Origin of the sequence: Nocardia brasiliensis (genome assembly GCF_042691675.1) — a bacterium.
In the GTDB taxonomy this organism is placed as follows: Bacteria; Actinomycetota; Actinomycetes; order Mycobacteriales; family Mycobacteriaceae; genus Nocardia; species Nocardia brasiliensis_D.
The window spans coordinates 7,458,704-7,482,053 of sequence record NZ_CP170507.1; the positions used below are offsets into that span (position 1 = coordinate 7,458,704).

The window sequence follows — 23,350 nt, forward strand, 5'->3', positions numbered from 1 at the left end:
CCGGTCTGTCGCACCGGGGTTACCAGCCGCCCCGGTGCGACAGGCACGGCCCGCAGATATCGGTTGGTGATCGATATCCGTACAGCCGGATGACGACACCTGCCGCGCCGACGTACGGTCGAAATGTCCGGCATCCCGTCCCGGCCGGACCTGCCGAGCGGAGCGAGGGACCTGCATGCGACGACTGGAACGAGCGGGCCGCACCGTCGCCGCCCTGACGACCGCGGCGGGCGTGCTGATCATCGGTGCCTGCGCACAGCAGGTTTCCGGCACCGCCGAGGTCAACCGGACCGACCTGGCCGCCTACACCTCCGAGGTCACGGCCTCCGCCATCGCCGCATCGGCGGCGCGCGCCGCCGCCATCGAACGCGCCACCGGAGCGGCGTGCGATGCCTTCTACGCGGCGAACGGCAACTCGGTCCGGGTGTTCAACGACTACATCGCGGTCAGCAATGTCAAGGGCGTCAACGATCCGGAGGCCAACAGCAAGGCCGACGCCGCTGTCACCACGTTGCACGACGGCGCGAGCGCGGTCGACCAGCAGGTGACCCAGGAAGTGCCGTCGAACATCGCGGACGTGCTGCACACCTACCGCGACGACAGTCGCAACCTCGCCGACACGCTGGCCCGTCGCGCGGACACCGACACACTCAACGCCACCATCGATAGGTTCAACGCCACCAAGGACACCGCCCTGGCCGCCTGCGCGGGCCACGGCACGCGCTGAACGCGGCGGAACACTCGGCGTTCGCCCGCGGTCAGTTGTAGGACTTGGTGACTCCGTCGAGTAGGCGCTCCAGCGTGTCGTAGGTGGGGGTGCTGATCACGTCGATGACGTCGTTGGCAACCGGAATCTTGTGGTCGGAGGTGACTTTGGCGAACTGGGCGGCGTCGCTGGTGCGGAAGCCGTGCTCGGCGGCGAGGCGCTGCAGGTCGGGGTCGGTGGACAGCAGGCGGCCGATCCGGTCGCCCGGCTCGCCGAACGGCACCAGCGTGTGCCGGGAAAGGATGGTCGGCGACGGGTACAGCAACGTCATGTCGGGCTTGATCAGGCCGCGCACCGCGGCGTCGACGAACTGCGACTCGTAGATCCAGACCAGCGGCGTCGGGCCCATGCCGGTCGCGAGGTAACTGTCGAAGGGGCCCTCGCTGCTGCTCTGCGTGTAGCCCTGACCGACGAAAAGTCTCGCCACCGTGGGCAGGATGTCTTCCTCGGCGGCGGTGCCCTGCACGATGGTGTTGTTGTTCGCGACGTAGCCCGCGATCGCCAGGTACATGGCCGCGGAGTTGGAGCTGCGCGGGTCGGTGGTGGAGATCAGCACGTTCTTACGCACGGAATACGCGGCGTTGTCGCCGAGATCGTCCCACCGCGTGTTGTTGCCGACCATGCGCAGATAGGGCGCCATGTCGAAGGTCGGCACCGGCCCCGGACGCACCACACCCGCCTTGGCCAGCAGGTCGGCGATCGGCGTGAACGTGGCGATCGCCATCGGCGAGGAGAACGGAATGTATTTGGCATTCACATTGCGCTGCCGCTGAATTCGCTCGGCGGCCGGCTCGCTGGACGGGAATGCGAAGTCGTATTTCGCGAGGTCGACAGAGGTCGCGATCTGTCGTGACCCGGCCGAGTCCACCTCGACCTCGAGCCCGTTGCGCGCCAACGCCTCGACCACCTTCGAGTCCTGGAAGAACGACATCTTCTCGGACCCGACCACACCGCGCACCACCGTCAGCGGCGCGGTGGGCGCCGCCGTGACCGGTCCGCCGCCGGGCTCTCGCACCGCGAGCACCACCGCGACGACGGTCACCACGACCAGCGCCGCGACCACGGCGGCAACCGCACCGGAGACGAAACGCTTGTTGGTGGACCATGTTTCACGAAGCACAACCGGCAATCCGCGATCTCCCGAATCGGCCTGGTGTTTCGGGATCGCCCTGCGCGCCTTGCCGGTTCCCGGCTCGGCAGCCGTGCTCGCCGCGTCCCCCACCGGCTCCAGTTCCCGACGAACGTACCGCTCGACCAGGATCGGAACGAACTGCCGGACCGGATGTCCCTCGAACCGCCGGCGCGCGGCCCCCACGACCCCCTCGATGTACTCCGCAGAGTAAGTGCCGCCGAAGTTTTCGACCAACCGCTCCGTCATCTGACGGATCGCCTGTTCCTCACGAACAGTGTCGACAACCACCACAATCTCCTCGGCATCCAGCGGCCTACACATCCCGGCGACAGCAGTCCCGCCCTACCGCGCCGGCCAACCCTAGCCCCCGAAAACCCGAGCCCCCGCACTCTCCACCGACCCGCTCCACAGAATTCAACACGCCATCGCCAACCCGCCACCCCCCGTTGCGCTCACGTTTGCCGCGCCCGCCGGACCGGCTTCGCGCAGGGGTGGCGTGATCGGGGGTGGCGCGGCGGCGAGGCTGGCCGGGGGAGGGCTATCGTCGGCTGGAGCCGCTGACTAAAGGAGATGGTTATGCCTCGCACTGCTGTTGTTACCGGTGCTTCGTCGGGAATCGGAAAGGCGACGGCCGCGGCGCTGGTGGGGCGGGGGTATCGAGTCATCGGGACGAGTCGGAAGCCGGAGGGGATCGGTGACGAGGCACGGGTGGCGGGGGTGGAATACCGGGCGCTCGATTTGACCGACGCCGGGTCCATCGAGGCGTTTGTCGCGGGCCTCGGGGAGGTCGATGTCCTGGTCAACAATGCCGGAGAGAGTCAGGCGGGACCGCTGGCGGAACTGCCGACCGACGCGGTGGAACGGCTGTTCCGGCCGAATGTGCTGGGGCCGGTGACGCTGACGCAGGCGGTGTTGCCGGGCATGCGGGAGCGCGGGTACGGCCGAGTGGTGATGGTGGGGTCGATGATCGCCAGCTTCCCGATGCCGTATCGGTCGTCCTACGGGGCGACGAAGGCGGCGCTGAAGGGCTTCGCGGTAGCCGCTCGGTTCGAGGAGTCACCGTTCGGCGTGTGGATCACCACCGTCGAGCCGGGACAGATCAACACGGGGCTGCGGGAACGCCGGACGAAATACCTGTCCGACGGTTCGCCGCATACCGCCGACTTCACCAAGTTCATCGCGAAACTGGATGCGGCACAAGGGAAAGGCATCACGGCCGAGCGGGTTGCCGAGACGATCGTGAAGGCCGTCGAGGCCGATCGGCCGCGGCCGCTCTACGCCGTCGGCAGCAATGCGCCGGTGATGTTCGCGGTGCGCAGGTTGCTGCCGCGCACGGTGCTGGAGCGCCTCATCGCGCGCGTCCACGGACTGTCGCGATAGCGCTCCACACCGTCGGTGCGCGGCCTCAGATCGTCGCCACCTGCGCCTGCCACATCCAGTGCAACTGCTCGAGCCGAGCGGCGATGCCGATGAGCAGGTCCTGAGTCACCGGGTCGGCCTTCTCCGTCGCCTCGATCCGTTCCCGGAGGCGCTGGATCACGGCATGCAGATTGCCGACGATCCCGTCGATGACATCGGTGTCCTGCTGCCAGCCCTCGGGGAAGCCGACGGCGCTGGTCTCCTTGGCGACCGTCGAAGCCCGGCCATCCGGGCTGACGCCGACGGCGGTCGCCCGCTCGGCTGCGGCATCGGTGAACTCCCTGGCCGCCGTAACCAGCTCGTCCAAGGCCAGGTGCACCGACCGGAAGTTGCGGCCGATCACGTTCCAGTGGGCCTGCTTGGCGATCAGCGACAGGTCGATCAGGTCGATCACGGTTGCCCGCAGGGCCTCCCCCGCGATCTTCTGCTGCTCCGTGTCGAGAGTGCTGGTGATGGGCTGGCTCATCATTCCCGCCTTTCTGGTTCGGATCCGTGTCCTGGACTGGCTACCCGCATCCGGCGTGCTGAATCACCAGGTCAGCAGTGACGAGCGCCATGTGATTCGAGCCGCGCGGCATGCTCGGCCAGCATCCCGGCCGGTCCCGATGGCGGTGCTTGCCGTCGCCAGATCGCGCGAAACTTCCTGGTCAGCACCACCGACTCCGCCACCCGGACCTCGATGAGCGCGCCGCTGGTCAAATCGGCGCCCGCGATCAACCTGCTCAATACCGCGGGCGCCACCGCCGCCCGCGCCGCGGCGGAGATCGCCACCGCCGAGCCAAGCTCGGCGGCGGGCTGCGCGGGCTGGCATTCGGCACCGAGGATCTCCCACACCGTGTCCCTGGTCCCCGACCCCGGTTCGCGCCACAGCAGCGGCGTCGTCGCCAGTTCCCGCAGCGTCACCGGCTTCCGCCGACGCGCCCACGGGTGCGCGGGCCCGACAACCACCACCAGTTCGTCCGCTCCGAGCACCCGGCTACCGAGCCCCCGCGGCGGATGCGGGCCCTCCACGAAACCGATATCGGCCGCCCCTTCCCGAACCAGCGCCTCGACATGCCGAGTGTTGTCCACTTCCAGCGACACCGCCACCTCCGGACAGCTGACCCGTAACGCATTGAGCCACTGCGGAATCCGATGATCGGCGATCGTCTTCGACGCGGCCACCCGCAACCTGGGCACGTCGGCGGCATGCAGCGCGGCAATACCAGCGCTGAACGCCCGCGCCGCCTCCAGCACCAACCGTGCGTGCCCCACCACCGACCGCCCCGGATCCGTCAACACCGACCCGGTAGGACCGCGATCCAACAGCCGCAACCGCAACCGTCGCTCCAACGCCTTGATCCGCATGCTCGCCGCAGGCTGACTGATCCCGTGCCGCCGCGCGGCCGCCCCCAAACTCCCGAGCTCAGCAACCGAAACCAACAAATCGAGAACGTCCAAATCAGGCGTCCCCGGCGGCAGCGTCATAACCCCTCAGTATGGACCCCCATCGCCATGATCAACGGGACATAGCTGCGGCAAAGTGCGAGTACGGACTCCGTCATGTCCCGTTGATGCGCGAGCCATTCGTCTGGCTTATGGGGTGTTGTTGTTTCGGCGGCTACCTCGGGCGGGTGTGCGGCGGGATCGTTTGGGGGTGAGGTTCCTTGGTCGCTTTGGTCCCGGTTTGTTGTTGGTGGCTGGGTTGGCTACTGCGGCAACGTTGTTGGGAGTGGTGGTGCCGGTTGCGGGGGCGCCGGTGCTTGCGTTGGCCGGAGGAGTCGGGGTGGGGGCGGTGGCTCGCCGGTATGGAACGGACACAGGGCGTTTCGAGCCCGGGCTGGTGTTGACCAGGCAGCGGGTGCTGGGCGCTGCCATCGTGTTGCTCGGGCTCGGGCTGCCGGTGGGGGCGGTGGTGAGTGTCGGGCGGGAGACGGCAGTGGTGCTGGTCGGCACGTTGATCGCGGGAGCCGCGGCCGCCGTGGTTGTCGGCAGAATGCTTGCGTTGGACCGGGAGTCGGCGATTCTGGTGGCGGTGGGTACCACGATCTGCGGGGCGTCGGCCATTGCCGCTGCCACGGCGGTGCTCAAACCTGATCGCGATCGGGTCGCTTACGCTCTCGGGACCATCTTCGTCTTCAATGTCGTTGCGGTGCTCGTCTATCCACCGATGGGGCGACTACTCGGGTTGTCCCAGGAAGCTTTCGGGCTCTGGGCGGGTACGGCCATCAACGACACGTCGTCGGTGTTGGCGGCGGGGGTCATTTTCGGGCCTGCGGCGGCTCATTTCGCGGTGATCGTCAAACTTGTCCGCAGTCTGATGATCGTTCCGATGTGCCTGGGTTTGCATCTGACGAACCGGCGCGACGATACGACGGCGAAAAGCTCAGTTCTGCACGCATTTCCACTCTTCGTCGTACTGTTCCTCGCCGCATCGGTGATTGCCGGACTGGGGCTGGTCCCGGACTCATTGACCGCTCCCCTGGCGAACATCAGCGCCTGGCTGATCGCCGCGGTCCTCGCCGCCATCGGCACCTCGCTGAGTTGGCGGCAACTCCGTAGCGCCGGATCCCGCCCGCTCCTGTTCGGCGGGATCCTCGCGGTGATACTGGCCGTCTCCAGCCTCGCCTTGCAGTTCGCTACCGGCTGGTGGTAGCCACCTTTCCCCTGCACACCGCCAGACTTGGACCTTCGCCATGGCTGCGCTCGGCCTGCTGACCGATGGCCAGGCCGAGCGGCTCGCGGTCGCGCCGCGCGAGCCGGATCCCGATTCGGTGCCGCGGCGCGGGCACCGACCTACCCGCGAACGCCTGATCCCGCCGGTCAGCTGGGCGGAAACTCCCGCTGGAACCAGGCGAGAATCTGCGGCAACGCCGCGCGGCCGGAGCCTGCGTGGTCGAGACCGCCGAGGTCGTGCAGGGTGGCGTTGTCGGTGCGCAGGGCTCGCAGGCAGTGCTCGGCGTTCGCGTAGGGCACATTTCGGTCGCCGGTGGCGGCATAGAGGCGGACCGGGACGCGCGGGACCCAGTCGCAGGTGGTGTCGCTGTCGCTCATCGCCTTTCGCGCGGCGCCGGTGGGGTTGGCCGCCCATTCGATGAAACGCGGCGTCAGCAGCAGGTCCGGGGTAATGGGAAGGGCGGTGGCGATGGTGATTTCGTTGCGGGTGCCGTCGAAAAGTCCCTCGATCTTCTCGGCATACGGCTCCTGGAACGCTTCGGCGGGATTGTCGTAGAGGTGGTAGATCCGGTTCATCGAGGTGAGCCAATAGGCAAAGAAGAACACCGCCGGGCCGGGCGCGATCCGACCGTCGAGCCCGGCGGGTGTCTGGACGTGCTGGAGATCGTAGGGCCCGCTGACCGGTGCCAGCGCCGCGGCACCGAAGCCGGGAACCTCATTCGCCTGCAACGCTTTACCGAAAGCCATTGCGGCATGGCCGCCCTGGGAGAACCCGGTCACCAGCACATCGCGCTCGAACGCACGATGTTGCTGGGCGGCAATATCTTTCGCGGCGAACAGCAAGTCGGCCGACGCGCTCACCGCCGACGGCGCGTGGGTGTAGGGATGGTTCCCCGGACCCTCGCCGAGGCCGAGATAGTCCGGAGCGACAGCCGCATACCCGACTGCCCCGAACATGACGGTCCGCGCCTGGTCCGGACGGTTCCAACGATTGACCGACGGCGCGTCACTCTTGCGGACCACAGTGCCGTGCTCGAAGATAACCACCCGCAACCGAGGAGAATCGGTGCGCGGCAACACAACGAGCCCACTCGCGGTGGTCGGCACCCCCTCCGGTGTGATCGTCCGGTAGAGCACCCGGTACGCATCCACACCGTTGCGTACCGCGGCATCGATGCGTCCCTCGGCGAGATAGGCCGCGGTCTCCTCGGTCGACAACTGCGCGACCGGAGTCGTGGACACGACCTCGCCGCGGTCTCCCTGGCCGGGCGCAGCAGTGGTCCCGACCTCCGTCGCACAGGCACTCGACCCGCCGAGCAGGACGAGTGCGCCGATCACACCCGCAACACAACGCCGGGCCCGGAACATCGGTGCCGGTCCTACCCGGCCAGCCGATCCGCCTCGTCGAGATGGTCACGCAGGCCGAGCAGTTCCCACCGCTGCAATGCCAGCGGAATATTTCCTTCGCGCCAGAGCCGGTCGTGGAACTCCTTCAGGTCGAAGGCGTCGCCGAGTTCGCTTACCGCCGTACTGAGCAAATCCTGGACCTGCAATTTGCCGATCTGATAGCTCAACGCCTGACCGGGGTTACCGGCGAAGAACACCGCCTCATCCCACGCCGTCTCCCGATCCACCGGCACGGCGACGGCAAGTCGATCGGCCGCCTCCTCGATGGAAAGGTTGCCAAGCGCGAGATCGATGTCCACCTCGACGCGTAAGGCCCGCAGCCGCATGGCATTCGCCACGAAGATCGCGCTGGCCGGTGCGTCGTCGAACAGCCCGGCCTGGAGCATCAGCTCCTCGTAGTGGAACGCGATGCCTTCGTTGGGCGTCGAGTCATAGAACCGCTGCCGGGCGGGATTGTCGTGCTGCCAACCGATCGCGACCTGCTGGGCGTGCACCCCCTCGTGCACGATCGCGGTGCGCGAATCGAAGGCGGCGGCATGGTCGAAGTACGGCAGCTCCGGATGCGGGTCGCGGACGTACCGAATGGCGTCCTCGTTCCTGCGGGAAGGACCGGTCAGGTCGTCGGTGACCCCGAGCCAGCTCAGCGGTTCCAGATACGGCGGGATGGGCGCGAACCGGTAGTGCCGCAAGCTGTCCGGCTGGCTCAGCAATCCCCGCTGCTCGGCGAACTCGCGTACCGCACGCTCAGCCACAGCCTGACGCTCGGCATGCGCCGCGGCATCGGCGGGCAGCGGCGGTGCGGGCACGCCTCGATACCGGGTGCGCAGGACGGCCTCGGTGGCGACCGCCCGGTGCCACTCTTGCCTGCCCATTTCGCGCAGCCGCCGCACCGAGTACGGCAGCAACGCGACCCGGTGCAAGAAGTAGGCCAGCGATTCCGGTCCGACGGGTTCGGCAGCGCCCAGTGACGGCAGCTGCTCGGCAAGCCAATCCCGGTAGGCTGCAACTGCTTCCGCGGCCACCCGGGCAGCCGCGGGTAGTTCGGCCGCGTACTCATCCGGCAGGAACGGAACCAGCGCGGCCATGGCCGCCTCGAGCGAACCCGCGGTCTCGTCCAGCAGGCGCACCGCGCTGCGGGCGAACGGTGCGCTCGCGTGTCCGGCGAGATTCTGCCGTGCCTGTTCCAGCACCAGCGGAACGTGCCGCAGCAGTGCGCTGATCGTCGCCGCCCGAGCGGTGTCGAACGGCGGTGGCCGCAACAAAATCAGGTAGATCGGGCCGAGGCTCTGCTGAATATAGAACTCGGGATTACGCTCCCACCCGCGGATCAATTCCAGTTCCCAATGCACCCTGGCCAGCGCCGAGCCGAGCAGCCTGCCGTCGACCCGCACCGCAACCGGCTCGTCGGACAGGTCGAGCTCGCGGTGCCTGCTAATCAGTTCGGCGAGCACCGTCCTGCGCTCCGCGATCGCCGTCGGCGACCAGTCGGGCAGCCAGCCGTCCGGCCGCTCCACCCGCGGCAGATCGTCGCTGGAGTCCGGCAGTGTGGCTATCCGCCAGTCCCAGAACTCTTCGGCAAGCTTCGCTAGACCCATGTCCGCACAATACAATTGGTGTCCCCAACCGGCCACGGATCAGCGCGGACCGGTCAGGAGATCACCGCGTCGACCGCTTTCTTCACTGCCGAGGGCTGCGCCGGCGAGGTGGGCGCCTTCTCCCTCAGCTCGAGCATCCGCGCGCCGATCTCCTGAAGTTGCTTCCGCCCCAGGTGCTCACGGACTTGCGGGAACCACTCGTTCTCTTCCTCGTCGATGTGGTGGTCGACGTTCTCGATCAGCACAGTGGTCTTCGCGGTGAAGTGCTCGTCGTCGGGCTTCATCGTCGCCAGCTCCGTCACGAGCACGTCGGCGACATGGTGCTCTTCGTACGATTCGAGGATGTCGTCTTCGAGCTCCGGGACGAGCTTGCGGACCTCGGGATACATGCATTCGTTCTCGAGATAGGTGTGCACGGTGAGCGCTTCGATGATCTTCTCGACGACGCGGGCCTTGGTGGCTTTCGCGTTGTCGCCCGCCTTCTCGAAGTCTCGGAACAGCTTGCGGATCGCTTTGTGGTCTTCACGTAACAGCACGATGGCATCGGTAGACATCGATACTCCTCGGAGGGGAACGGTTTCGGCTGGTCTCTGTGCCGGACGTTCCCGCTGACCGATTGTCGAAACCCGGCTACAGCCCGGCGTGTGAGAACAATCCGGGGGAACCGATGCCCTGCTGTTGCGGTGTCGCGGGCACGATGCGTTCGAACAGCGCTAGGTAGTCATCGATCATTCGATCCGCGCCGAAGCGCGCGCATGCGTCATCGCGGGCGGCGCGCCGGTCGAGCTGCTCGACCCGGGCTACCGCGGCCGCCGCGCCGACGACGTCGGTGACGAGGAATCCGGTGCTGCCATCGCGAATGATTTCCGGCATCGATCCCAATGGCGTTGCGATGACCGGTGTTCCGGTCGCGAGCGCTTCGACGACCGCGAGGCCGAACGGTTCCGCGAAACCGATCAGGTGCAGCAGCGCGCGAGCGCCGCCGAGCAGTTCGTCGCGCCGCGCCGGGCCCACCGGCCCGACATAGGTCACCGCGGTGCCGGTGAGGTGCGGTTCGACCGCCGTGCGGAAGTATTCCTCGTCCTGAATCACCCCGGCGATGATCAAGGGCAGTCCGGTCAGCCGAGCCACCTCGATGGCCAGGTGCGTTCCCTTGTCCGGATGAATTCGCCCGAGAAAGAGCAGATATTCGCCGTGCTCGGGCCGGAATGTGAACTGCTCGATGTCGATACCGTGATGAATGGTCGCCGCATAGCGAAGATCGGAATGCCGGTCCGCGTCACTGATCGCCACATAGTGCGCGATGTCGTCGAATGCCCGATAAACCGGCACGATATTCGGCGACGAAAAGCCGTGAATCGTGGTGACCATCGGCGTCGGCACCAGGCGGCTGTAGGTCAGCGGCATGAAGTCGAAGTGGTTGGCCAGCACGTCGAACTCGCCGGCCTGCTGGAAGGCTGTCGAATTATGCAGTGCCTCAGCGACTTTCGCGTCCGAGCCAGCCGTTTCCGCGTACCCCGAGGCGACCGGTGCGACCAGTCGCGCCGACGTCTCGGAGTCGGCCGTCGCGAACAGCGTGACGTCGTGCCCGCGCGCGACGAAGCCCTCGGCCAGGGTTGATGCGATGTTCTCCCACGGGCCGTAGTTTTTCGGTGGCGTACGGTGGGCGACCGACGCGATTACGCCGATTCTCATAAAAATCCTCGATTACTGGCGAATTCATCGCCGAGAGCCGTCCCGAACGGGCGGACTTGATGCGACGACCATATCACATCGACCCAGTGTGACCCGAGTGTTACGATCGAGGTCTAGTGGTCGATCCGCCCGTGTCGTGCTCCGGAGCGGATTCTCAAGCGCTTCAGCGCGACACGATCAGCCAATTGAGTGGCTGCAGACAGCGGCACCGTCGGCGCTGGCTCGAATCAGAAAGGCTGACGTTGTGTCAGTTCGGTCCTACGGCGTTCTGATTGAAGCCGTCGCAGCGGGTAAACCAGTGGTATCGACGGACTTTCCGCACGCGCGGGAGCTGCTGTCGAGCGGCGCGGGCCTGCTGGTGGATCGCGAATCGCCGACCGCCGGCGCGGCCGCGCTGCGCCAGGTGCTCACCGCGGCGGGCTTGGCGGCCCGCATGAGCGCCGAAGCGAAAGGCATTGCACCAGAACTACTCTGGCCCGCAGTGAGCAGGAAATACCATGCGCTTGCCGCAGCGACGCGGCAAGCCGATGCGAAGTTGGCCACGGCATGAGCAATACGATCACCATCTCCTACGCCCATCTGTTACGACTCAGCGACGACTGCGGGATCTTCGAACACGCGAAGTTCACCACCCCCCGCCTCGAAAACGGCTACTGCGTGGACGATGTCGCGCGGGCCCTCGTTGTCGTGGTCCGCGAGCCGGAACCCACCGAGGAGCTCGACGCGTTGGTGCGGGTATACCTGCGCTTCATTCTCGAAGCATGCACTGAGGACGGCCGCTGCCACAATCGGCGCGGCGCCGACCGCAGCTGGCAGGACGAGCCGAGCGTCGAGGATCATTGGGGTCGCGCCCTCTGGGCACTCGGCACCGTCGTCGCTTGCCGGCCGGAGCTGGCCGAGCAGGCATTGACGCAGTTCACGCTCGGCGCGAAGCAGCGTTCGCAGTTCCCGCGCGCGATGGCTTTCGCCGCACTCGGCGCGTCCGAGGTGTTGCGATCCGACCCCGGAAACCTCACCGCTCAGGCGTTGTTGGCCGATGCCGCCGCGTTGATCGGTCCGCCGACCCGTCGACTCGACTGGCGGTGGCCCGAACCGCGGCTGCACTACGCCAATGCCGTGCTGGCCGAAGCGCTGCTGGCGGCAGGCGCCGCGCTGCCGGGTCAGGGACGCACGCACGCCGATGGCTTGGCAATGCTGCGCTGGCTGCTCGAAATGGAGACGGCGGGCGATCACCTCTCGGTCACCCCGGTCGACGGCTGGACCACCGGTGAGAAGCGGCCCGGTTTCGACCAGCAGCCCATCGAGGTGGCGACGCTGGCGGATGCCTGTGCCCGCGCGTACGACGACACCAAGGACCATCACTGGAAGGACGCGGTGCTGCTGTGTGAGGCGTGGTTCCGCGGCTCGAACGACGTATCGACCCCGTTGATCGACCCGGTCAGCGGCGGTTGCTGCGACGGACTGGAACCCACCGGGAGAAATGAGAACCAGGGCGCCGAGTCGACCCTCGCGCTGATCTCCACCATGCAGCAGGCGCGCCGCCTGCAGCAGGCGGGCGAGTGACGGACACTGCGGCGGCGATTGCGGCCGACCTGGCCCACCGGGCCAGCCAGGCCCTGTTCCCCGACGCGAGCCGGTGCTCGAGAACGACGGCCCACCGACCGGCGGTTGACGGATAGCTGTCGCCGACGCAGCGCCGCACGCAACTAAGCCGAGCGCTGTACGGTTTTCCTCGGGGCCGCGGCTGTCTGCCGACGTCCCGGCTCGGCACACCGGAAGCGATCTAGTACCGAGGAATCTCTATGGCAGCGAAGTGGCGCTTGGCGGCAGCGAGTACGGCGGCGGGCATATTGACCGGCATCTGCGCGCCGGGGGCGCAGGCAAGCCCGCAACCGGCTGTCCCGGACCGGTCCGCTACCGAAACCACCGCGGCCGCGAACGATATCGCCGATCCCGGACCGGGCTGGGGCAAGAACCCGGACGGCAGCATCCCGCCCGAGGGGTCCAATGATTGGGCCTGCCTGCCCGCCGCCGTGCACCCGCGGCCCGTCGTGCTGGTACACGGCACCTGGGGCAACCAGAACGACTGGAACGTGCTCGCGCCGCAGCTGAAAGCCGAAGGCTACTGCGTCTTTTCGCTGAATTACGGTCGCGACACCACGAGCGTGCTCGGTGCGCTGCCGGGGATGTACGGGACCGGCGATATCCGCTCGTCGGCGGGTGAACTCGCCGCCTTCGTCGACCGCGTGCGCGCGGCCACCGGCGCGGCGAAGGTCGACCTCGTCGGCCATTCCCAAGGTGCGCTGATGTCGCGCCAGTACCTGCGCTTCGACGGCGGCGTGGACAAAGTCGACCAGCTGATCTCGCTCGCGGGCACCAATCACGGCTCAGCCATGCGCGGCGTGGCGACTCGACTCCCGTCCGGCAGTGCGTCCGCGGGATTCGCCGCCGGACTGACGGGAATCGGCGGAACCGCGGCAGCGCAGCAGCTCGTCGGCAGCGATTTTGTGCGCGCCGTCAACGCCGCGGGTGACACCGACCCCGGCATCACCTACACCGTGATCGCCAGCACCCTCGACGACGCCTCCGCCCCGCCGGAGGCGACCTTCCTCCGGGCCGGTCCGGGCGCGACGGTCGACAACGTCTGGATCCAAGACCTTTGTCCCACAGATACTTTCGACCACGGCGCGCTCCCGCAGTCGCCGACCGTCGCCTACCTCGTGCAGAAGGCACTCGACCCGGACTACACCGGCAACCCCTGCCCGGAACGCAACTGACGAACACCCGGGCGGTCCGGCTGTCGCCTGAACCGCCCGGGTGTGTCCGTCAGCTGTGTTCGGTGACGAGCCGAGGATCCGGCTCCCCGTCCTCGGTCGACCCCGCCTTGTCCATCACCGCTTCGCCGCGGGCGACCATGCCCGCCTCGTCGGACAGCTTCAGCTGCGGGATGAACAGCGCGAGCAGGAAGGCGATGATCGCACCGGGGATCAGGTACCAGAAGCCGGGGACCAGGGCGTGTACATATGCCCCGACGATCGCGTCGTGCAGGTCCGCGGGCAGGTTCTTGACCACCGACGGCACCAGCGCGCCCGGATCGAGTTTCGCCGCCATCACCTCGGGGCCGTGCGAGACGAACGCATCGGTGAGCCCCTCGGTCAACCGGCTGGTGAAGATCGAGCCGAAGACGGCGACACCGATGGCACCACCCATTTCCCGGAAGTAGTTATTGGCACTGGTCGCGGTGCCGATCTGATCGGGTGCCACGGCGTTCTGCACGACGAGCACGATGATCTGCATGATCAGGCCGAGACCGGCACCCATCACGAACAGCATCGCCGAGACGACCCACATCGCGGTGTGCGCGCTCAATTGGGTCAGCCACAGCATCCCGAGAATGATGATCAGCGCGCCCAGTGGCGGGTAGACCCGGTAGCGGCCGGTCTTGGTGATCGCCGCCATCGAACCCATCAGGGCGATCATCAGGCCGACCATCATCGGGATCAACAGCAGGCCGGAGACCGAGGCGGACGCGCCGGTGGCCATCTGCAGGTAGGTCGGGATGAACGCGAGCGCCGCGAACATGACCAGACCGACGAGCAGGCCGATCGCGGAGGTGAGCACGAAGGTCCGGTTGCGGAACAGCCACAGCGGCAGCATCGGCTCCTCGGCCCGTGCTTCCACGGCGATGAACGCCGCGACCACGATCACCAGTGCGGCGATCATCGTCACCATCGTCGTCGAACCCCACGCGTACTGCTTGCCGCCCCAGTCGGTGATCAGGATCAACAACGTCGTCGCGGCCGACATCAGCAGCACGCCGAGATAGTCCGGCCTGGTCTTGGGCCGGTGGCTGGGGACGCTCAAGTAGCGGAACGCGATGAACAGCGCCGCGAGACCGATCGGCACATTGATCCAGAAGCACCAGCGCCAGCCGAGGGTGTCGGCGAAGAAGCCACCGAGCAGCGGGCCCGCCACCGAGGTGATGCCGAAGACGGCGCCCATCGGCGCCATGTACTTGCCGCGATCCTTCGCGGGCACCACATCGGCGATGATGGCCTGCGCCAGGATCATCAGACCGCCGCCGCCGACGCCTTGCAGGCCGCGGAAGACGATGAACTCCCAGAAGCCGGTCGACGCGGCGGCGCCGACGGACGCGGCCGTGAAAACGGTGACCGCGAACAGGAAAAGCCAACGCCTGCCGAACATGTCGCCGAATTTTCCGTAGATCGGCATCACGATGGTGGTGGCCAGCAGGTACGAGGTGGCGGTCCAGGCCATGTGCGAGACGCCGCCGAGCTCGCCGACAATGGTCGGCATGGCGGTGCCGACGATCATCTGATCGAGGCTGGCCAGGAACATGCCCGCGATCAGTGCGGCGAAGATGAGCCAGATTCGCTTCTGGGTCAAGACAATCGGGACTGGCGGCGATTCGGCCGTCGTGGTCATCGGGCAGGTCTCCTTTGTGCGTCGTCAGGCTTGTCGAACAGCCGGGCGGCCATCGCGCAGTTGTCGTGCAGTGCCGCGGTCAGCGATGTGGTCGAATCCGCGGCCGCGGTCATCGCGGCCCGTGTCGTGAGGGTGGTCATGATTCCCGCTGCGAGCGCGGCGAATTCGGGGGCGACCGGTTCACCCGCGCGAGCCGACAGCAGGTCACCGACAACGGCCTCCTGCCGGACACCGGCGGCCATGAAGGCCGCCAATACCCGCGGCTCGGACTTGATGAGCTCGATCACCAGCGAGATCGCCTCGCGCACTTCCGTTTCCGGCTCGAACGCGGAGGCGAACAGCCAGGTGAGATCCTCGATGAGGACACCACTGGGCCCACCGCCGATGAACACTTCGCGGGCGTGCGCGTTGCCGATCTCCTCGACCGGGCCGACCACCGCGTCCAGCTTGGTGTCGTAGTAGTTGAAGAACGTGCGCGGCGAGACGCCGACCACCTTCGCGATGTCCTCGACGGTCGTCGCGTCGAGCCCGTGCGTTACCGCCAACCGTCGTGCGGCCATGCACAGGTCGAGCCGGGTTTGGCGTTTCTTCTGGGCACGGAGACCGATCGGTGACTCCGCCCGCTCGGTCGGTGGCATGGCAAAAATTTAACACAAACTGCAAAATTTCAGAAAGTGCAAAATTCTGTGATCGTCCTCACCCAGCGGCGCTATCGGATGCCGGGAGTGGCGGGGTGCGGCCCCAGACAGCCGAGGATGAAGCAGCCGGGCGGCCAGTCGCCGAAGGGCGGCGCGAGCGGCTTGCCGAGGCACTCGAGCGGTCCACAGCCTGGGTAGGCGTAGGGACCGATGCCCAGCGCACCGAAGGTCGCGTCCGGGTTCGAGATCATCGGGTCGGCGAGGCTGATATCCGGTTGCTGCACATAGGGTCCCGGGTCCGGCAGCAGCGGCGCACGGAAGGCGCCGACGATGCCGCGGAGCACATCATGCGGAAAGCTCACCGCCCCACCGGGAACGGTCACCCCGGTCCAGCTGACCAGCAGGCCCAGGCTCGGCACGATGAAGTTGTCCTGGCGCATCATGCCGCCCATCTTCACCGCGTCCGGCGGCAGGCCCGGCAGCTCGACGGTGCAGCCCGGCCCGTTCACCACGAAGAGGAATCCGTAACACTGATTGGTCGCCGTCGGACGGCTGGCCTGCCGGAGATAGTCGGCGGAAATGATCTGTTTGCCCTGCCAGGCACCGTGATTCACGACCAGCAAGCCGAGCTTGGCGAAATCGTCGGGCGGCAGCACGAGGTGCGCGTAGCCGTAGGTGTTGCCGCTGCGGTCCCGGCCCCAGTGGTAGTCGGTGCGCCGAATACCCAACGGGTCGAACAACTTTCGCTGGGCATACGCCTGAAAGTCCTCGTCCACCGCGCGCTGCACCACGTAGACGAGCAGATCAACGGCTCGTTGACTGTATTTCCACTCCACGCCCTGCGGCTTCTCGATGGGCATCGCCAGCGCCTGCGCGACCACGTTCGGGTCGACTTGCGCCAGTCCGGTGATACCCTCCGAGGCCACCGCGACCTGCACGCCCGACGATTCGGTGAGCAGGCTGCGGACGGTGATCGCCCGATGCGCCGCGTCACCGAGCCCGGCCGGGAGATAGTCGTCGATAGGATTGTCGAGTTGCAACCGCCCCTCATCGATGGCGATGCCCGTGACCATGGAGACCACGCTTTTCGTACTGCTCCACAGATTCCATGGCACCCCACCGGTCTGGTCGTTGCGCGGCCCGGCGGCGATCAGACAGTTGTTGCGGAACACCTGGACGTTGAGCCGAGTCGGGTCCGCCGCGAACTCCACCGCCTTGCGCAGCGCGGCCGCATCGAGCCCGACCTCTTCCGGCGTCGCCGTCTGCGGTTCGCGCCCATCGGTGACCGCGCACTGCCGCTGCTCCGCCGGTGCGGCATAGGCCGTGCCGCAGGCGATTTCGGTGCCGAGCAACACCGCGGCGGCCGTGCTGACCGACACCGCAATGCTTTTCAGAGAACGACGCACTGCACACCCCAATTTCCCGACAAGCTCCTGCTCGGCACATCGGCCCGGCCAGCGCGTCGGTTACCGGTCGAGCTGCCCATACTTGTCGGGCCAGGCGTTCCGTGGGCCCCTGCTCGCACGGCAATCCGGCATTCACCGGAGGCCTTTCGACGTGCTCAGATCCGCGCGGTCGCGTCGCCGATCGCCTGGTCCAGGATGGCGAGGCCGAGCGAGAGCTCGTCCTCGGTGGCGGTCAACGGCGGGGCGATGCGGAAGACACCGCCCATGCCCGGGAGTTGCACGATGTTCATGTGCAGGCCCAACTCCAGGCAGCGACGGGTGACCAGCGCGCCGAGCTCGTCGGAACCCTGCTCGGTCGCCCGGTCGACGACGAGTTCCAGCCCGGCGAGCAGGCCGCGGCCGCGGATGTCCCCGACGACATTGTGCCGCTCGGCAATGCGCTCCAGGCCACGACGGAGGAATGCGCCGAGCTCGGCTGCCCGCTGGTCGAGCCGATCGCGGACGAGCACGTCGAGCACGGTATTGCCGACCGCCGCGACCAGTGGGTCGGCGACGTGGGTGGTGAAGAACAGGAACCCTCGGTCGTGGGCATCTTGCTCGATCTCGGCGCTGGTGAGCACGGCCGCGAGCGGCAGCCCCGCGCCGAGCGTCTTGGACAGGGTGAGGATGTCGGGCACGATGCCGTCGCGCTCGAACGCGTACCAGGATCCGGTGCGGCACAAACCGGTCTGCGCTTCGTCGAGGATCAGCAGCATGCCACGGTCCCGGCACATCTCGTGCAACGCGGCGAAGTAGCCGGGCGGCGGTTCGATCACCCCGCCGGAGCTGAGGATCGGCTCGACGATGCAGGCGGCCAGGCTGCCGACCGACTGGGCGTCGATCAGGTCGAAGGCGAAGTCGAGCTGCCTGCGCCAATCGAGTTCGCCTGCGGCCGTCGTGAAGTCGGGGCGGTAGGGGTGCGGCGCCGGGATCGCGAAGTTGCCCGGTGCGGCCGGGCCGTAACCCTTGCGGCCCGCGCTGTAGGTCGCGCTCGCCGCGGCCTGGGTCATGCCGTGCCAGGACCGGGCGAACGAGACGATCTCGTGTTTACCGGTGACCAGCTTGGCCATTCGGATCGCGGCCTCGTTCGCCTCGGCGCCGGTGGTCAGCAACAACGCCTTCGCCAGCGGCGCGGGCACGGTGCCCGCCAGGCGGCGGGCGAGGTCGACGACCGGGCGGCTGAGCATGCCGCTGAACAGATGGTCGAGCTCGCCGACCTGGCGGCGCACCGTCGCGACGATGTCCGGATGCGAGTGCCCGAGAATCGCGCTCATCTGCCCCGAGGTGAAATCGAGTATTTCCCTGCCGCTTTCGGTGTACAGGAAGCTTCCGGCGGCGCGGGCGATGATCTCCTGGGTGAAGGAGCCCGCGCCCGCGTAGCGCACGAGGTGGCGGTCGGCGTCGGCCCAGAAGTCGTCGGTGGACCGCGGGGTGGTGGTGGGAGAAGCCATGTTTCGACGGTAGGGGCGGCGCGAGCGACACGTCCATCTCACAATTCCGGCTGTGCTGTTCGGCGGAGCCGCACAACAATGGACGCATGCTGAACCCTTGGCGGCTGCGCCTGCTGAGCCAGCTCGACTCCCTCGGCACCGTTCGGGCGGTCGCGCAAGCGGCGAATCTGAGCGCATCCAGTGTGTCTCAGCAGTTGGCGGTGCTCGAGGCCGAGACACACACGCAGCTGCTGGAACGGACCGGCCGACGGGTCCGGCTCACCCCGGCCGGGCTGATCCTGGCCCGTCGGGCCAGGGCGATCCTGGACCACATGGGCACCGTCGAAGCGGAATTGCGCAGCCTCGGTGCCGAACCCGTCGGACTGGTCCGGCTCGGCGCGTTCCAGAGCGCCATCCACTCGCTGTGCGTGCCCGCGGTGACCCGGCTGGCGCACACCCACCCGCACCTGGATATCGAGTTGCACGAGCTGGAACCGCACGAGAGCATGCGTGCGCTGCGGGTCGGTGACGCCGACATCGTCATCACGACAACCGACTTCGTCGAACAGCCGCTCGGCCCGGACGTCGACATCGTCGCGCTGGCCACCGATCCGATCGTGCTGGTGCTGCCACCCGGCCGGGCGGCACGCGGGCCCGCCGATCTCGCCGCCTACGCCGACGAACCGTGGGTCTTCGATATGCCCAAGTCCTACATGGCAAGTCTGGCGACCCGGCTCTGCCGCGAGTCGGGCTTCGAGCCGAGAGTGATCTGCCGATTCAGCAATTACATGATGACGCTGCAACACGTCGAAGCGGGCCTGTCGATCGCCCTGCTGCCCGGCCTTGCCGTCGACCCGCGCTATCGGGTGGTCACCAGGGAACTCGCCAGCCCGGTCACCCGCACTATCACCGCGGTGATCCGGCGCGGCGTCCCCCCGCGCGCCGCCGTCACCACGGTGCTGGACGCCCTGCGCAGGCACGACGACCTGCCGGGCCTCGTCGGGCCGAAGGATCGCTGAAAACTTTCGCAGGAAAAGCGTTATCACCCGTTTAGACCCACCAATACGGGGTATCGGAGCCGCCCAGGCGAGCTCAACCACATTAATTTACTCGAGTTTGCATGACGCATTCGCGCAGGTCAACGGCTAATTTTCGCATGAATGGCATAATTAGTTATCGTTTCGTTATTGTTTTCCAGTGTGTCGCAATTTGTTCTCCACCGTTTGTGTCGAAGGATGGGAAATCGGATCCGCTTGGACTGACAGATCACCGTGAATGTTCTCGAATCTATTCGGAGACTTGGTGAAGTCCGGTGCGCCATAGCGTGCGGCGTCAGGTGACCCGCCAAGGCCTTCGAAATGACCATCGGAGGACTTGATCATGGCATCGAAGACCGACGACGTCCGATATCCCCGCTCGCTCCGCCGGGTGTTCTGGTGGGCACTCACCGCGGGCGCGGCTTTCTCCGGCGCCCTCCTGTTGAACGCGGGAGAGGCATCGGCCCAAACGGTAACCGTCACAGGCATCGGAACTTTCGAGGTGCCGAACGAAATCGCCATCCCGCCTGGCCTTCCCGGCATCTCGGCCTCGGTTCCGCAGCAGGAGAGCGCGCCATCCGCTGCTCCCTCCCGGGCGGACTTCTCCGCTCCCGGAACCGAATTCACGCTCCCCGGCGTCCCGGGGCACTTCGACCTCGCGGACGTTCCCGGCTTCCGGTCACCGGCCCCGGCGCTGCCCCGGGTCGCGCCGGAGAAGACCACGGGCGAAGTCGCCGTCGAAGCCGCCCGTGCCAAGCTCGGCGCCGGTTACGCGAACTCGGCGGGCCCGGACGCCTTCGACTGCTCCGGCCTGGTCAAGTGGTCCTATGAGCAGGCCGGTGTCTCGGTGCCGCGCACCAGCTACGACCAGCTCGCCGCGGGCACCCCGGTGGCCGAAGAGGACCTGCGGCCCGGCGATCTGGTGTCGTTCTACGGCGGCGGCCACTCGGCCCTGTACGCGGGCGACGGCAAGGTCATCCACGCCTCGACCTACGGCACGGGCGTCACGGAATCCCCGATGACCTCGATGCCCTACGCGGGAGCTCGGCGCTTCCACGGCTAGCCCGCCACCTCGACTCCGGCGTCCGATGATTTTTTATGGATGCGGAATTGATGGACTCGGATTGAATTCGCGCACGTGACGCTCGATATTTGGGGCGGCACAACGCGAGAGTCAGGAGTCGAGGATGGGCAACGAACCTTCGCCGGTCAACCCGTGGCCCGGACTGACCGAACGGTTGCGCGAGGGCGAGTTGCGGCTCGCGCCGGACGCGGCGAGCGATGCGGCGAATTTCGCCGCCGACGCACTGTACGCGGTGACCGCCGTCGAGGCGAAGCTCGGCGATATCGAGGAGCACAAGGGGTTCAGCGACAATGGCCACCTCGCGTCCGGTGTAGCGCTGGCGAAGAAATTCGATGCGGCGTCGCGGGATCTAGGACAGATCCTGGTCGCCCACAAGAAAATACTCAGTGCGATGGGCGAGCACTTCGTGACCGCCGGAAAACTGTACCGGGACACCGAATTCGATTCGAAGGCCGCCTTCGATCAGCTCCGGCCCGGCGCGGAGAGCCGGGCCGCGAGCTATCCACCCGCACCCGTGCCGGGCAAGACTCCGCCACCGCAGGACCCGCCCCGGCCGGATGCCGCGGGCGAGGGCACCGAGGCGATCGAAGCGGAGAACCCGTACGGTCACGACCTCCCCTGGTTCTATCAGGCCGGTCTCGGCATGAACCCACCATTGCCTGCCGGCACCGCGGCTACCTGGGGGTGGATGGCGGAACGCCTCACCACGGTGTTCACCAAGTTCGCCGACCAACTCGGCGAGATGGAGAAGAAGGGCGCGTGGACCGGCAAGGGCATCACCGGCGCCATCACCGCGGCGAACGGCTACCGCGACAACGTCGAATCGCTCTCGAACGGAATGCAACTGGTCGCGAGTAGCCTCCAGTATGCCGCGAGCTGGCTGGCGGAGACCAAGGCGGCCATGCCGACCGGTCCGCTGCCCGAAGCCGGCAGCGAGGCGGAGGAACAGCTGCTGCAGCAGGCCATCGCGGGCTTCGAGAGTTCGTACATCCCCGGCCTGGAAGCCTCCAGCACCGCGATCCCGGTGCTGCCGAAGGCGCGCAGCGCACCGCCTGACTTCACCATTCAGCAGACTTCGACGGGCGCGGGGCCCGAGTCCGATGGTTCGGCGGAGGAGGAGTCGGAGAAGTCCTCGGAGACCGAATCGGAGACCTCGTCCGACGAGTCCGACAAGTCGAATTCGGCGGACTCGTCGGAGGATTCACGGTCTGGGTCAGGTTCCGGATCATCAGGCGATTCGAAATCCGGGTCAGGCTCGGATTCGAAATCCGGTTCGGAGACGAAATCCCGAGTGCGCTCCGATGGCTCGGCCGATGCACGCACCGGCAAGTCGCCGTCGCAGGATCAGCTACTCTCCCAGGCTCGTTCGCTGTTGCAACAGGGATTGCAGTCGATACCGCAACTGCCGACCACCAAGGGCACCAATCCGGCTCTGTCACCGCTTCTTTCGTCCCTGCTGCCGGACGCGCACGACCCGGCCAAATCCGGCGGGCCGAGCACCAAGCCGTCCGGCGGGCTCGGCGGCTCCGCACCGGCGCCGCGCAACCTGCTCGACCAGGCGTCGAAGCTGTTCCCCCGGGCCACCATCGCCGGCACGATGCCGCTGAGCCTGGCCGGCGTGAGCGGGTCGACGGGTCCCGGTATACCCGGCATGGCCCCACCCATGGGCGGCGTGACACCGAACGACGGGCGACGCGAGCACAAGCGGGCCGACTACCTGATATCCGAGGAACACATGGAAGAAGGACTCGGTGGCGAGCCGTCGTCGGTCCGGGCCGTTGTACAGCAATGAGCCGCACCTGGACCCTCACCGACCTGGAGTTCCTGGTCCTGTGGGAAGGCGTGCGACAAGACTTTCTGCCCGCACCACTCACCTTCACCAGCCGCACACCCGGCTATCGCGACTTCCTGCGGGAAAAGGCCGAGACGCGAGACCGGTTGCGCCACAACGGCGAATCGCTCGACCACATTTTCGCGATGCTGATGAATCCGGATATCGCGATCCAAGTGCGCGGGCACAACGGCCGGTGCTGCGCGGATCCCGCGTCGAGTATCCGGATGCTTGCGGTACGCGCGGGCGAGCAGGGCTGCCTGGTGACCCAGCTGCCGGGCGAGACGGTGCGCCACAGTGCTGGCTTCACCGTGACCTCCTGTGCCGCACTGGCTTTGGCCGACACCGTGGCAGCGGCTCTGCCCACGGTCGCGGCGGGCACGCGAGCGAATGTCGAGCTGCTCACCCAGCCGGAGTACGACGAAATGGATTACCGGTACCGCGAATCCATCGTGCACAACGTCGCGGGTGGGTCGACCTGGGAGCGCTCGACCGAGTTCCTGCGCCACCCGGCCGCCCTGGTCGGCACGATCGACGTGGTGCAGGGCCGTTCGCTGTTCGGACCGCGCGGCATCACCCGCAGCCGATTACAGTGGCGCGATCTCGAGGATGACGGCCGATACGTGATCGCGGATCAGTGGACGCCGATCGCGGAGCCCGCATGCGCGCAACGGCTGACGGCGCTGATCAATGTCCGGATCGCCGAGGTGGTCCGGGCCATCAAGGATGAACGCGCCTGAGTCGAATATCCCGGCCTACGCGCCGCTTCG

21 protein-coding genes are annotated in these 23,350 nt (G+C 67.2%); 10 read left to right on the forward strand and 11 right to left on the reverse strand.

The window, feature by feature from the left end:
* Positions 1 to 175 precede the first annotated feature (175 nt).
* Complete coding sequence (locus tag ACFK0J_RS34410; RefSeq protein WP_378733868.1) at positions 176 to 727, forward strand: hypothetical protein; 552 nt, start codon at positions 176 to 178, stop codon at positions 725 to 727.
* A gap of 31 nt (positions 728 to 758) precedes the next feature.
* Here ACFK0J_RS34410 and ACFK0J_RS34415 read toward each other — a convergent pair whose 3' ends face one another.
* On the reverse strand, positions 759 to 2,186 hold the full coding sequence (locus ACFK0J_RS34415; protein ID WP_378733869.1) for a three-helix bundle dimerization domain-containing protein: 1,428 nt from the start codon (positions 2,184 to 2,186) through the stop codon (positions 759 to 761).
* Between the two features lie 288 nt (positions 2,187 to 2,474).
* On the opposite strand from ACFK0J_RS34415, the gene ACFK0J_RS34420 reads away from it, so the two are divergent.
* Positions 2,475 to 3,278 carry an SDR family oxidoreductase gene (locus tag ACFK0J_RS34420; RefSeq protein WP_378733870.1) on the forward strand — a complete coding sequence of 268 codons (804 nt, stop codon included), beginning with the start codon at positions 2,475 to 2,477 and terminating at the stop codon, positions 3,276 to 3,278.
* Positions 3,279 to 3,303: 25 nt separating this feature from the next.
* On the opposite strand, the gene ACFK0J_RS34425 is transcribed toward ACFK0J_RS34420, so the two are convergent.
* Positions 3,304 to 3,783, reverse strand: coding sequence for a Dps family protein (locus tag ACFK0J_RS34425; protein ID WP_378733871.1), 480 nt, complete (start codon positions 3,781 to 3,783; stop codon positions 3,304 to 3,306).
* A 71-nt stretch (positions 3,784 to 3,854) separates the two neighbouring features.
* Positions 3,855 to 4,784 carry a LysR family transcriptional regulator gene (locus ACFK0J_RS34430; RefSeq protein ID WP_378733872.1) on the reverse strand — a complete coding sequence of 310 codons (930 nt, stop codon included), beginning with the start codon at positions 4,782 to 4,784 and terminating at the stop codon, positions 3,855 to 3,857.
* Positions 4,785 to 4,992: 208 nt separating this feature from the next.
* Here ACFK0J_RS34430 and ACFK0J_RS34435 point away from each other — a divergent pair, with 208 nt between their 5' ends.
* Positions 4,993 to 5,952: a YeiH family protein gene (locus ACFK0J_RS34435; RefSeq protein ID WP_378743248.1), complete on the forward strand. Its 960-nt coding sequence runs from the start codon at positions 4,993 to 4,995 to the stop codon at positions 5,950 to 5,952.
* Between the two features lie 167 nt (positions 5,953 to 6,119).
* On the opposite strand, the gene ACFK0J_RS34440 is transcribed toward ACFK0J_RS34435, so the two are convergent.
* From ACFK0J_RS34440 to ACFK0J_RS34455, 4 genes are all read right to left on the reverse strand, one after another.
* Positions 6,120 to 7,310 (reverse strand): alpha/beta hydrolase family protein, encoded by a 1,191-nt coding sequence (locus tag ACFK0J_RS34440; RefSeq protein WP_378733873.1) that lies wholly within the window; start codon positions 7,308 to 7,310, stop codon positions 6,120 to 6,122.
* A gap of 41 nt (positions 7,311 to 7,351) precedes the next feature.
* Positions 7,352 to 8,974 (reverse strand): DUF885 family protein, encoded by a 1,623-nt coding sequence (locus tag ACFK0J_RS34445; RefSeq protein WP_378733874.1) that lies wholly within the window; start codon positions 8,972 to 8,974, stop codon positions 7,352 to 7,354.
* Between the two features lie 53 nt (positions 8,975 to 9,027).
* Entirely contained in the window at positions 9,028 to 9,528 is a 501-nt protein-coding gene (locus tag ACFK0J_RS34450) for a hemerythrin domain-containing protein (RefSeq protein WP_378733875.1), read from the reverse strand.
* A gap of 76 nt (positions 9,529 to 9,604) precedes the next feature.
* Complete coding sequence (locus tag ACFK0J_RS34455) at positions 9,605 to 10,669, reverse strand: glycosyltransferase family 4 protein (protein ID WP_378733876.1); 1,065 nt, start codon at positions 10,667 to 10,669, stop codon at positions 9,605 to 9,607.
* A 136-nt stretch (positions 10,670 to 10,805) separates the two neighbouring features.
* On the opposite strand from ACFK0J_RS34455, the gene ACFK0J_RS34460 reads away from it, so the two are divergent.
* The 3 genes from ACFK0J_RS34460 to ACFK0J_RS34470 all read left to right on the forward strand — a co-directional run bounded on the left by ACFK0J_RS34460 (position 10,806) and on the right by ACFK0J_RS34470 (position 13,446).
* Positions 10,806 to 11,219, forward strand: a complete 414-nt coding sequence (locus ACFK0J_RS34460; RefSeq protein ID WP_378733877.1) for a glycosyltransferase — start codon at positions 10,806 to 10,808, stop codon at positions 11,217 to 11,219.
* A complete protein-coding gene (locus ACFK0J_RS34465) occupies positions 11,216 to 12,232 on the forward strand; it encodes a glycosyltransferase (RefSeq protein ID WP_378733878.1) in 1,017 nt (338 codons plus the stop codon). Before ACFK0J_RS34460 ends, ACFK0J_RS34465 begins: the two co-directional genes overlap by 4 nt.
* Positions 12,233 to 12,471: 239 nt before the next feature.
* Complete coding sequence (locus ACFK0J_RS34470; protein ID WP_378733879.1) at positions 12,472 to 13,446, forward strand: esterase/lipase family protein; 975 nt, start codon at positions 12,472 to 12,474, stop codon at positions 13,444 to 13,446.
* 49 nt (positions 13,447 to 13,495) lie between these two features.
* Here ACFK0J_RS34470 and ACFK0J_RS34475 read toward each other — a convergent pair whose 3' ends face one another.
* The 4 genes from ACFK0J_RS34475 to ACFK0J_RS34490 form a co-directional block, all read right to left on the reverse strand.
* On the reverse strand, positions 13,496 to 15,115 hold the full coding sequence (locus ACFK0J_RS34475; protein ID WP_378733880.1) for an MDR family MFS transporter: 1,620 nt from the start codon (positions 15,113 to 15,115) through the stop codon (positions 13,496 to 13,498).
* Positions 15,112 to 15,753 carry a TetR/AcrR family transcriptional regulator gene (locus ACFK0J_RS34480; protein ID WP_378733881.1) on the reverse strand — a complete coding sequence of 214 codons (642 nt, stop codon included), beginning with the start codon at positions 15,751 to 15,753 and terminating at the stop codon, positions 15,112 to 15,114. Before ACFK0J_RS34480 ends, ACFK0J_RS34475 begins: the two co-directional genes overlap by 4 nt.
* Positions 15,754 to 15,824: 71 nt before the next feature.
* Positions 15,825 to 17,132 (reverse strand): serine hydrolase domain-containing protein, encoded by a 1,308-nt coding sequence (locus ACFK0J_RS34485; protein WP_378733882.1) that lies wholly within the window; start codon positions 17,130 to 17,132, stop codon positions 15,825 to 15,827.
* Positions 17,133 to 17,314: 182 nt separating this feature from the next.
* Complete coding sequence (locus ACFK0J_RS34490; protein WP_378733883.1) at positions 17,315 to 18,649, reverse strand: aspartate aminotransferase family protein; 1,335 nt, start codon at positions 18,647 to 18,649, stop codon at positions 17,315 to 17,317.
* Between the two features lie 86 nt (positions 18,650 to 18,735).
* Here ACFK0J_RS34490 and ACFK0J_RS34495 point away from each other — a divergent pair, with 86 nt between their 5' ends.
* From ACFK0J_RS34495 to ACFK0J_RS34510, 4 genes are all read left to right on the forward strand, one after another.
* Positions 18,736 to 19,647 (forward strand): LysR family transcriptional regulator, encoded by a 912-nt coding sequence (locus tag ACFK0J_RS34495; RefSeq protein WP_378733884.1) that lies wholly within the window; start codon positions 18,736 to 18,738, stop codon positions 19,645 to 19,647.
* A 361-nt stretch (positions 19,648 to 20,008) separates the two neighbouring features.
* The gene (locus tag ACFK0J_RS34500; protein ID WP_378733885.1) at positions 20,009 to 20,728 is read left to right on the forward strand and encodes a C40 family peptidase; all 720 of its coding nucleotides are present in this window, start codon (positions 20,009 to 20,011) and stop codon (positions 20,726 to 20,728) included.
* 124 nt (positions 20,729 to 20,852) lie between these two features.
* A complete protein-coding gene (locus tag ACFK0J_RS34505; RefSeq protein ID WP_378733886.1) occupies positions 20,853 to 22,541 on the forward strand; it encodes a hypothetical protein in 1,689 nt (562 codons plus the stop codon).
* Entirely contained in the window at positions 22,538 to 23,320 is a 783-nt protein-coding gene (locus ACFK0J_RS34510) for an ESX secretion-associated protein EspG (RefSeq protein ID WP_378733887.1), read from the forward strand. The genes ACFK0J_RS34505 and ACFK0J_RS34510 overlap by 4 nt, the downstream gene beginning before the upstream one ends.
* The last annotated feature ends 30 nt before the right edge of the window (positions 23,321 to 23,350 follow it).